We start from the raw sequence: 11,687 nt of genomic DNA, 5'->3' as shown, positions 1-11,687 counted from the left end.
AAATTTTTTAGGTGGGTGGTTTTTCTAATGGTAGGATGTGGTGGAAGACTTGTTTATGAAGGTAAAATGTTTTAATGTTTAGGATGATTTTTTTGGCTTCAGGGAAGGTGCGGGTGATACATTGTGTGTCAATTGCCAATTCTTTTTCTGAGCCAGGTTGAACTTCAACAGTCGTTGTTATTAGAGGGGATAAAATAGCATCGTTTATATAAAAACAGTTGAGGGGCAGTTCAATGGGTAATTTTTTCCCTTCCTCTGATTGTTCTACAAAACATTCTAATCTATATAGATATGGTGGAAAATCCCAATTTTTTGTCTTACTTATATATAGTTTTGACTTAAACATGCCATGATTAGCATACCGAATGACTATTAAATTGTCTTGTTTGGGAGTTTGCAATTCAAATTTTGGTTGTTGATTCCGGGTGTTCCATGTCCATGTGAGGTATACCGCTATTATTAGAATGATTGAGCATAAAATAATTTGTCCTGTATTTGTTAAAAATATACTACGTAGTAACTTTTTCCACATTTGAGAAAGAAATTCTGACACATTAATTATTCTTGGGAAATTTGTGTGTACTTCTATTTGTTGGATAATGTGTTGGTTACTTGCAGGTTGTGGTATTCCAGATTCAGCGGTTGTGATCTGTAACTCTGCTAATTGTTTGTAAAACTGTATTTGTTTAAGTATCTTTTCTTTATACTGATAAATTTGTCGACTAAGTTGATTTGCTTCTTCTGGCGTATATTCGTTGCTAATAGTTTTCTGAATTAATAGTTCCTGTTGAGCTTGGAGGATAGAAATTTGTTTTGATAGTCCCTCTATTTTTTTATAACATTTTTTCTGAAATTCTTTTTTTTGGTCTTCCCAAAATTGAAGTTTCTTAGGGTCTCCTTCTTGCCATGCCTGCTCCGCATTTTTACAAATCCATGCTAAGGTATCGGGTGTTAACTCATTTTCCATTTCTTTTTTTATATTCCAATGCTGATTTTATGAAGTCACAAAATAAAGGTTGTGGTTTTAATGGTGTACTTTTGAATTCAGGGTGGAACTGGCAGGCACAGAACCAAGGGTGTTTTTTAGGACTAAGTTCGATAATCTCGACCAATTCTTCTTCGATATCCATTAATTTTCTGTGGTGAATGCCACTAATAATAAGGTCTGCTTTTGATAAGAACATTTCACGATAAGCGTTGTTAAACTCGTAACGATGTCGGTGCCGTTCATAAATCAGGGGTTGTTTATATGCTTGAAAGGCATGTGTGTTGGGTTGTAGTTCACAAGGATAGGCTCCCAATCGCATTGTTCCACCTTTAGAGGAGATACCCTTCTGTTCTGTGAGTAAGGAAATAACAGGATGTGGTGTTTGTGTATTTACCTCTGTTGTATGAGCTTCTTTTAGGCCGAGACAGTTTCGAGCAATTTCAATAACTGCTACTTGCATGCCCAGACATATACCAAAATATGGAATTTTATTTTCACGGGCATATTGAGCAACATTAATTTTCCCTTCGATACCCCGTGTTCCGAATCCCGGTCCTATTAGAATTCCATGGTACCCATTGAGGACCTCTTCTGGCTTCTCTTTTCCAGGCTCAAACCGTTCAGAATCAATCCATTGATATATAACTTTACAATTATTTGCTATACCTGCATGGATAAAGGCTTCGTTAATACTTTTATAAGCATCACCGTGACCTGTATATTTGCCGATTGCAGCGATACGAACCTCTTCTGTTGCGTTTGTAAGTCGGTTTACCATGGTAATCCATTCGGAGAGGTTCCCTTCGCGACGGTCTAAGCCAAGAGTATCAAGGACGGTTACATCCAAGTCTTGTTCTTTAAAGTTTAAAGGAATTGCATAAACTGGTGAAATATCTTGAGCATTGATAATGGCTTTTTCTGGAACATCACAAAACAGAGCCACTTTTTGTCTTTGTTCCTTTTCTAATTTACTTTTCCCTGTTCGGCAGATAATAATATTCGGTTGAATACCGATATCACGCAAGGCTCTAACACTGTGTTGTGTCGGTTTTGTTTTTAATTCATTTGCCGCTTCAATATATGGAACGAGGGTGACATGAATAAAACAGCAATTCTCTGGTCCCACCTCAAGTCGGAATTGTCGTAAGGCTTCTAAGAACGGCAACCCCTCAATATCGCCGACCGTACCACCTATTTCAATAATTGCAATGTCCACGTCGTCTTCATCAATAGTAAGTGCACGAATACGATTCTTTATTTCATCTGTGATATGAGGGATGACCTGAACAGTTTTTCCCAAATAAGCCCCATCCCTTTCTTTTTTTATTACAGTATTGTAAATTGCCCCTGTGGTTGTATTACTTCGGTGACTCAATTTTGCATTTGTAAAACGTTGGTAGTGACCAAGGTCGAGGTCAGTTTCAGTACCATCATCTGTAACGAAAACTTCTCCATGTTCAAAAGGATTCATTGTTCCCGGGTCTACATTGATATATGGGTCCATCTTCATAATTGCAATCTTATAACCTCGCGACTCGAGGAGAAGTCCTAAACTGGCACAAACGATTCCTTTACCAATGGAGGATACGACACCCCCTGTTGTGAATATATATTTTACAGGTGTTTTTCTATCCGTCATCTATAATTCCTTTTCTCTGACTTTTAATATTTGTTCAACACGAATAAGGTCTTCCGGTGTATCGACACCCACCGCTTCATAATCAGTAGGAATAACTGCTATTGAATATCCATGTTCCAGGACTCGTAGTTGTTCTAATTTTTCTAACTTCTCTAAAGGTGTTTGTGGATATTTTGAGATGTGTAGTAGGAATTCACGACGGTAAACATAAAGACCTATATGTTGCCAATAAATCCCGTCAAGGTTCTGTTGTTGTTCTGCATCTCGAATATACGGAATTGGAGAACGTGAAAAATAAAGTGCTAATTGATTTTTATCACATACTACCTTGACCACATTTGGGTTCTGAATTTGTTCAGGGTCATTTAATGGTCGACAAGCAGTAGACATCTGAATGTTATCATTCTGGAGTAATGGTTGCACTGTTGCATCAATGCACTCTGGAGGTAGAAGTGGTTCATCACCCTGAACATTAACGATAATTCCTTCTGTTCGTTTTTCTGCTACCTCAGCAATTCGGTCTGTTCCACTTGCATGGTCTGCTCTTGTCATAACCACAGGCACACCTAATGGTTCTAACGCTTCTTTTATTCGCTTGTCATCTGTTGCAACTAATACTTCAGTGGCACAAGTTGCCTTTTTTGCCTGACGATAAGCGTAATATACAAGCGGATAACCACATAGATTGGCTAACATCTTTCCAGGAAAGCGTGTAGAGCCGTATCGTGCTGGGATAACTACCAAAACTTCCTTATTTTTTTGTTTTATTACATCATGCTTTTGATTCATAATAAATTTCTATTAAAACTATAAATTTTAAAAAATAACCCTTTCTATTCTTATAATTCCAACGTGCTAAAAAAGAGCGCCATATTTTTATTAACCTATCTATATTAAATTACCATAATTTACGTCTCTCAATCAAAAAAGTTGTTACGGTTAAACCACATAAAAATTTAGTATCATTAGTCTTTTTTACTTACTAACGTGTCTTTTCCAAAAAAAGATTTTATGAGAGGTATTTATTCAGCAGTTTAGAAAATATCAAATGTTTCAGGTGCGGTTCTTGGTAGTATTACACGTGAAGGATATATTTTACTGTGATAAATGTTATTTGTGGCTTTTATAAATTGAGTGTGTTGCCGAAACGGCTCACCAGTATTTGGATTAGGTTCATATCGAGGATTACTGGCGGAAATGATAGTTATTCGGATACGGTGTTCTGGTGGCAAAACTAATGCGGTATCCCATAGGTCTATCTCATATTCATAAATTTGACCTGGTTTAATAAAGTTTTCGGTTCTAATATCTTTTCGATACCTTGCTTTTACCATACCTTCATTCATAAGCATTGACCTACCATCAGGGTATACATCACAAAATCTTGCCCCGAAATCAGTATCTTTAACATCCGTCGAGGCGTATAAATAAACTTTTATTGGACCCATTAATGTAAGATGTGTCTTTAATGGCGGTGAGGTAAAAATGAGTATGTCCTTTCTTTGTTCTATTTCACGCTGGTCATACGGGCCTGACGGTGGCATTAGGTTATTCCCACCTTTAGATGGGGTAGGGTCATTGGGGTCATATATATATGTAGAAAAGCTTTCCTCTACATCGACTGCGTTTAATAAAAGGACACCTTCTGGGTGCAGATACAGAGTTATGGGGTTAGAACTCCATGGCAAGTTATTATAGAATTGCCATGTGTTACCTATTTCCCCCGGATTTTGATTGTCAGCAACGACGAATAGAGCGACCGATGGTTTAACATACAGACCATTGTCTACACCTTTTAACCAGTAATCAAACCAATCTTTCATACTACCCATTTTTTCATCAATGTTTATTTTCTGTCTGTCCTCAATAACCAGTTCCCCTGGAGTTGCAGCATGAGATAATGCCTGCATTACCAGTTTGCATTTTCCATACGTGGGGGAAGAAGCATTGGTATTTAATAGTCTGAAGAATTCGGTGGAACTTCTTTGAAAAAGGTCATACCACCCGCCGACAATGTATACTGGAACTTTAACCCTATCTGCTCTTGCACGAGCATCTCTACGCTCCCAAAATTCATCATAAGAAGGATGCTTTATAATTTCGGGCAAATACTCACGGGCAGGAGGCCATTCTTCTATTGTGTTTTTACGGTAGCAACCATAAGGAAATATACTTTCATAAAAATTATCTGAACCTGCCACAAGATAGGCACATTGGACACCTTCGGGTTCTGCTGAAAGAAGTAATTGGGCTGATATAGCAGAAGCAGAAAACCCCAACAGCCCTATTTTGCCATTACACCATCTTCGCTTTTTTATCCAATTAACGGTATCTATCCCATCTTGTCTTCCTGGTCCTCCCCAGCTATCATTTCCAAAGACTTCCCAGGAACCTTCCGAGCCTCCTATCCCTCGTAAATTCTGAACCAGAACGGCATACCCGCTATCAACCAAATGTTTATGCATTTTAATTACATCTCGTCGATTATATGGTGTGCGTTCAAGGAGCACTGGGTAAGAACCTAAAGCACTGGGAAGCCAAAGTTCTGCTTTTAATTTCACTCCGTCACTCATAGGGATTTCAACTGTTCGTTGTTGACATGAGATACTGCAAGAAACGGAAAGAAATATCAAGAAAAATATAAGGCTGACCGATGTTCTTCGAAACATAGTTTCAATCCTTTACTTTTATATTTTTATAAGCGTAATTTTGCAATATTTTCCGAGATACTTTGATACCTGTAACATTAAATTCCTCTGGGATTGGGTAGAAATATCTTGGTATTTTAATCCCAGATATTCTCTCTTTTAAATATGATTTTAATTTGTCTTCATTATAACCTTTTGCAAATTCAACAAAGGCAATAGGTATCATTCCATATTCAGCATCGTCCAATGGTATAACAACAGCCTTTTCGACATATCCACTGGATAACATACAATTTTCAATTTCTTCAGGTTGGATATTTTCACCACCACAAATGAACACCAAATCCTTCCGACCTAAAACACGTAGATAACCATCTGAGGTCCATTCACCGAAGTCCTGTGTGTTAAACCAACCTTGGGAATCAAAAGGTTTTTCAAGAATTCCATTTTTTAGGTATCCAAGGAAACGACAAGGTCCATTGACAGAGATGGTCCCATCATCTTCGATGTGAACGGTATCATTTATTAATGGTTTACCACTTGTAAGTAGATGTTCAAGTGTATCTTCAGGGGTGGATGTTGTAACTTGAGAAGCCATCTCCGTTAATCCATAGGTGACATATAAAGGAAATCCTTTCGCATAGCATGTCTTAACAAGACCTTCAGGAATTGGTCCGCCACCTAAAAGCATTGCTTTTAAGGTATTATTTTCAGGTAACCTATTATTATCTAATATCCTCTTCATAATAGTGCTTACCACAGAAATATGAGTTATTTCGGGTGGTAATTCTGTATCTTGCCAACGAATTTGATTTTCAGGCACATATATACACCCACCTCCTTCTATTGCACGAAATAGAATAGACAGTCCAGATACGTGAGACAAAGGGAGCGATAATAGCCAAGTATCACCTTCCTTAAAGGAGATATTGCGATTACTAAAATGTGCATTGACAAGCATATTATCTATTGTTAACACTGCACTTTTGGGAGAACCTGAACTGCCAGAAGTCATGATAATAAAACTGGGTGCATTGGAAACCCTCTTTCTCTTCATTCTTTTTGGAATGATGAGTGATTTGATAGTATCTATTTTTTCAATTGCACACACAGGAATAGGAGCATATCTAATTTGCGATTTGTTGAGGTACTTGTCTGTGCAGAGCAATATATCTGCTTCTAATTGATTTAATATCGAATGTATCCTGTTCTCAGGTTCTTTTGGGGATAGCACTATAATTTCGGCTTGTAACCTTATGAGTGTAAATAGAATAGCAATTGTTTCTATAGAAGGAACACACAAAAGCCCAACTCTACACCGTTCTATTGATGATATGTGCTTAAGATATTCATCAGACTTCATTAAGATGTCTTTAAAAGAATAGGTGTTATTTTTTGTTCGTATAAATAGATTTGAAGCATAGGAACGGAAAAAAGCATTTATGTCATTTGTTGGTATCATAGTATTTTCTTTGTGAAGTGTTACCTATCTTCACCATTGGACAACAATATTTATAGTTTTTTCATCCTGTGAGGCAACATATTCAAAACATAGATTTCTAAGTGGGTCATAGGGTTGAAATTTTCCATTAACTACAACCTGTCTGGCAACATCACTTTTAGGGATAAATACTACAGTTGGCGAATTAATGCCGATGTTTTCATACGTTAGCTTAAATAAATTTCCACGAACGAACCATGATGGATTTTTGCCTGCAATTCGCTGAGGATAGGTTTGAATCAATTTGCTTAAAATAGGTTTTGCATTTCCCTCACCATCAAGAATTGCATACGGATTGTCTGTATCCTTGTCATATGAGTTATAAACCCATCCCAAATGATATTGGTCAACAAGTTTGAACCAATCGTCGAGGAATTGTGATGCCCCTGACATATTCAGGTTTACTCCGAAGTCTGTTATCATCATAGGGATGCCCCAACGTTTAGCTTCACGAACTCGCTGAGAAATTGTGGTAGACATTATCCAGTTGTTCGTTCTGCCATACGTTTCGTCTTGATTGTCGTAAAGGGGGTCAAAGTAGCGAACAGCGTAAATTGAGGGGACTGTTGGTTTAAATTGCAAGCCAGTAGGTATTAACACACTTGAAATTAGCATAGGTTGAAAGAAAATACGTGTCTGAAAATTATTCTCCTGCATCATCTTATCGATTCTCTGATAAAATTCAGTTAAAAATGTTTGTTCAAATCCAGGTCCAATATGAGGCCAGGGCTCATCAAATACCTCGATACCAATCAAGTTTGGCTGTTTATCTACCTTCGATAAAACGTACTTCAACATATCAATGTATGTTTTTTTCAACATCTCACTACGCCAAAAGTAATCGAAGCACGTCATCACAGGTTTTGAGAAATAATTTTTGTAAGGTGGAGTCACTGGTGTAAAAGGGAGGTCTTTATCATGAATAGCCCATGATGGAAAACCGCTTCCTCCGAATTTTCTGCTAAATAAATCTTGATGAACGCATAACAAAACATCGATTCCTAATTCATCAAGCCATTGTAGTCGTTCTAATGTACTTTGCATATATGCTTCGTTATATATACCAGATGTGGGTTCAATCGCTTCCCAGAAAATGAGATACCGAACTAAATTAAACCCCCAATTTTTTAACTTTGAGAAGTCGTCTTTACTTTGCCACGGTAAAAAGTCTTCTGTTTTACGGGCAGAATTTGAAACCGTGATACCGTGATAAATAACAATGCGTCCGCTTTTATCATATATATAAGTAGGTTTTTCTATCTTTGCCTCTTCCTCCCCATATCCTTTTAAATCAAAAAGTAAAGAAGCAAACAGTATTAAAAAGAAAGTACAAACATTTTTTTTGGCAAAATATCTCCTCATTTTGTTACTTCCTTTCTGTAGTTATTTTATGATTGTATAAAGCTACTTCTAAACATTGTAATAAATTATAAAATTCCATTGCATTCTTTTACTTTACAATAAACCTGTTTTTCGGTTATAATATAGTTCCTTCGGTGGGGTCGTAGCTCAGTTGGGAGAGCGCATGACTGGCAGTCATGAGGTCGGGAGTTCGATCCTCCTCGACTCCACCATATTAATAAGTGCAGGTTCAAGGATTATAAAGGGAATTATAAATTTAACTAAGTTGTGATGTGCTTTTCTTTCGTTGGGAACGCCTTTTTAAACTGTTCTGCTTCTTTTCGTTAGTGTTAAAAACGGTATCTGTTATTCATTTCCGTTTGTTTCCAAAATATCTTTTTGCCCTTTTCTGATAAGCCAGATATTACGAAAATAAACAAAAAGTGTCGTAAATAGTCCAAAAGCATAAAGCCATTCTCGTTGGAAGGTATATGAGATTATCTGCAAAAATGAGGCAAGCAAACTTAAATACCAAAAAATAGTAGGCACAACGCTCTGTTTTTTAACCTCTGTCGCTAACCATTGAATTAAAAAACGGAGAGCAAATAGGAATTGTCCCAGAATACCTATAAAAATCCAGATACTATGTCTAATTGCCATGGAACGTTCCATTTCACGAACATGAAAAATTTTTTGGTAAAACACATACGTTACAACCACAGTTGAGACAAGCAGTGCAACGATAATGAGGGCATGGGCAATATGATACCGTAGAGAGGTAAGTTTATTTTGTCTACGCCAGATATGAATTAAATTTCGAACATATACTAATAGGTTAAAACCATAACTCACCACCCCCACAGGGGAAAGGATAAAAACACCATAGGCTAATAACATAATAGAGCCTACCGCACTCATATACCAGAATACGAGTGGTATAACACTTTTCCCCATTTTTTCCGACCATATCCATTGAATATAAAATCGACCAAAGAAAATAATAGCACCTATTATACCGATTAGATGCCAAAAAAAGTTCCAGTTCAAAGAAAAACTCATTAATGATTAACCTTTAAGGCAAATATGATTATTAAAAGACAAATGGTTACAATAAACTTATTCGCATCTCCAAAAGATGAAAGTATTCTAACGAAATAGCCATTTATATTGAAAATCTTATTTAGGGGTGCATTATTTTATTACGCCAAGGTATCTACCTAACCAGTAAGGGAACAGATAAAATGTGGGTGCCCATTCCGTTGAGCCACCATCGCCTTGTACTGCTTCCCAGCGATTTTTATCCCACCGTATCACAGCTGTCTCACTTGGAGGAAGTAGCCTTGAAGTTTGCACATCCTCTAAGATGGGTTCTCTTACTAATTTAATATCTTCACGGAAACGGTTATCTACAGTCCAATTAATTAGGTCAAATGGAATATCACGTAATGTGTAAATCGACTCTTCTAAATGTGGGTCTGAACCCATACACCACGCATAAATAAAGTTATATAACGGACATTGTTCATTCTCGATACCACGATACCAATGTTGAATACTTTCACGATAGATATTAAGCAATTGCTCATCTTTTTCATATCGGAACAAAGCGGGGTATGTAAAAGCAAGAAGTTCATCATCAATATGCGTTATAGAAGAATGCCCATAATTTTTAGCCCGTCGCACAATTTGTGCATATCCTTCATTAGTAAGAAGTCGTTCGTATTCGTTCTGATATTTTTCATCACCAGTAATATGATAGGATGCTTTCAAGTAAGACAGAATTTCTAAAGCATTAATACCTCGTTCATTAGTCCAGTCAGGGTCATGCTTTAATCGTTCTGGTGCCCAAACACCCCATCGGGTATGATGCCCGTCAATATCTTTAAGAACATAACCATCCAAAATAATTTTATCCATTACCCTTTTCACTAACTGTTGAAGGAGTTGTTTGTTTTCCTCATCAGCACATAAATCATAATAAATAGACCAACCAAAAAAATGTGCAGTAATCTCATCACTACTTGTATCTCCTTTCCACAACCACTTCCCGTCTTTTGATAATCTCCACCGTTCTTCAACAGGTTTATAACGTGGGTCTACCACTTTCATTGTAGCCTTTTGCTGGGGTGTTAATTGCTCGTTTGCGTCACTAACTCGTTTCCAATCACTTGGAACAACCGTCCGTGCTATAAACCCAGGCAATTCGGTTACTTGCTCTAAGAATAATATTGCCTTAAAAATCTCTTTGGCTCTTTGACGTATTGCCTCGTTATTCGTAACAGCGTATTGGAATGACAATCCAGCAAGATACATACATGTGTATCCACCATCATTATCGTCATCTACTGGTTCCCAAATAGAAATATCACCACGTTTCGGTAATAGACATTTTTCAACAATACCTGGTGGACGGGTATGTCGGTTTCGGGCAATTTCCTCAAATACTGTTGCTTTTTCATATAACGTTTTATTTTCAATCCTTAACCTACTTACTCCCTTTGAGGTAGATATATAAACATTGTTGTTACTTAGAGCAATATCAGATACGTGGTTATCCAATAACCAACGGCGACTTCGAAATACCTTTTTAGGTTTATTTTGTTCGTGACTTGATAATACTAATCCATTATTTGTACCTATCCATATCCGACCTGAAAGGGGGTCATAGACTATTTTCGTTATCGTAGCACCTGGAAATTCATGATATAGGTATTTGTATTTTACTTTCTCATTTCTTAATACAGTAATGCCTCCCAAACCTCCAGCCCATAATTCATCATTAGATAAGGAACAAAGCGATAATAAATTATTGGAGATTAATTCTTTCTCTTCATCACTTTTACTAAACTTATCTTCTTTGTGTTGATAATGTATCTTTTCTCCACCTTTAACATAAACAAGCCCAATTTCTGTTGCAATCCAAAAGTTATCAGCGTTTACTAATGTAATATTACGTATACTCCTTGGAATAGTCATTTCTTTTTTCTGCCAGCCATGGTTAGGCTGATATAGCCATATTCCATCAGGACCTCCTACAATAATACACTCCCCAACAATATCTATAGCGGAAATAGGCACATCACCAATCTCATCTACTTTTTGGCTTTTATCATTGGACATTATGTAAAAGCCGTTCCACGCACCTATATAAATCAGGTTTTCATTTATTGCTTTTAATGCAAAAATAGGACCTTTTTCTGTTAGACAGGATACCTCCACCCATTGATTATTTTCCTCTGAAAATAGAAATAGTCCCTCACTTGTTCCGAGATATACTTTATTAAATTTATTTTTTATAACACATAATGGTAAAGTGACACTACCTGATAGGTCTGGCAATCCCTCAACAGGTAATGGCTCATGGAAAAAATGTTCATAAGGAATATCATCTATCCCATGGAAATTAGAAACAATTAAAACCATACCTACAAAAATCATACTCATAATAAATTACCCTTTCTGACAAAACATTTTTATGTATATTTTGAGACCTCTAAATATTCATATAGTTTATGATAAAAACGATATTGTTAAATCGACATATAGATGAGAATTTAAGACAGGATAATT

The 11,687-nt window shown here is 36.6% G+C and carries 8 protein-coding genes and 1 tRNA gene; 1 reads left to right on the top strand and 8 read right to left on the bottom strand.

Going from position 1 to position 11,687, the window contains the following annotated elements:
- Positions 1–7 precede the first annotated feature (7 nt).
- The 6 genes from PLJ10_10170 to PLJ10_10145 form a co-directional block, all read right to left on the bottom strand.
- A complete protein-coding gene (locus tag PLJ10_10170) occupies positions 8–967 on the bottom strand; it encodes a hypothetical protein (GenBank protein HOK10013.1) in 960 nt (319 codons plus the stop codon).
- Positions 957–2,627, bottom strand: coding sequence for a CTP synthase (locus PLJ10_10165; protein ID HOK10012.1), 1,671 nt, complete (start codon positions 2,625–2,627; stop codon positions 957–959). The genes PLJ10_10170 and PLJ10_10165 overlap by 11 nt, the downstream gene beginning before the upstream one ends.
- Complete coding sequence (gene kdsB / locus PLJ10_10160) at positions 2,628–3,416, bottom strand: 3-deoxy-manno-octulosonate cytidylyltransferase (protein ID HOK10011.1); 789 nt, start codon at positions 3,414–3,416, stop codon at positions 2,628–2,630.
- 245 nt (positions 3,417–3,661) lie between these two features.
- A complete protein-coding gene (locus tag PLJ10_10155) occupies positions 3,662–5,296 on the bottom strand; it encodes a CocE/NonD family hydrolase (GenBank protein ID HOK10010.1) in 1,635 nt (544 codons plus the stop codon).
- A 4-nt stretch (positions 5,297–5,300) separates the two neighbouring features.
- Entirely contained in the window at positions 5,301–6,737 is a 1,437-nt protein-coding gene (menE, locus tag PLJ10_10150; protein HOK10009.1) for an o-succinylbenzoate--CoA ligase, read from the bottom strand.
- 30 nt (positions 6,738–6,767) lie between these two features.
- Entirely contained in the window at positions 6,768–8,138 is a 1,371-nt protein-coding gene (locus tag PLJ10_10145; protein HOK10008.1) for a cellulase family glycosylhydrolase, read from the bottom strand.
- A gap of 136 nt (positions 8,139–8,274) precedes the next feature.
- Between PLJ10_10145 and PLJ10_10140 the strand changes: the two genes are divergently transcribed.
- Positions 8,275–8,350: transfer RNA gene (locus PLJ10_10140), tRNA-Ala, on the top strand.
- A 133-nt stretch (positions 8,351–8,483) separates the two neighbouring features.
- Here the strand turns inward: PLJ10_10140 and PLJ10_10135 are convergent.
- Together PLJ10_10135 and PLJ10_10130 are read right to left on the bottom strand one after the other, a co-directional pair.
- Entirely contained in the window at positions 8,484–9,176 is a 693-nt protein-coding gene (locus tag PLJ10_10135) for a lipid-A-disaccharide synthase N-terminal domain-containing protein (GenBank protein ID HOK10007.1), read from the bottom strand.
- 132 nt (positions 9,177–9,308) lie between these two features.
- Positions 9,309–11,561 (bottom strand): hypothetical protein, encoded by a 2,253-nt coding sequence (locus PLJ10_10130; protein HOK10006.1) that lies wholly within the window; start codon positions 11,559–11,561, stop codon positions 9,309–9,311.
- Positions 11,562–11,687 lie beyond the last annotated feature (126 nt).

Source organism: Candidatus Hydrogenedens sp., from assembly GCA_035361075.1.
In the GTDB taxonomy this organism is placed as follows: Bacteria; Hydrogenedentota; Hydrogenedentia; order Hydrogenedentales; family Hydrogenedentaceae; genus Hydrogenedens.
This window is presented reverse-complemented; position numbering and strand designations above follow the sequence as displayed.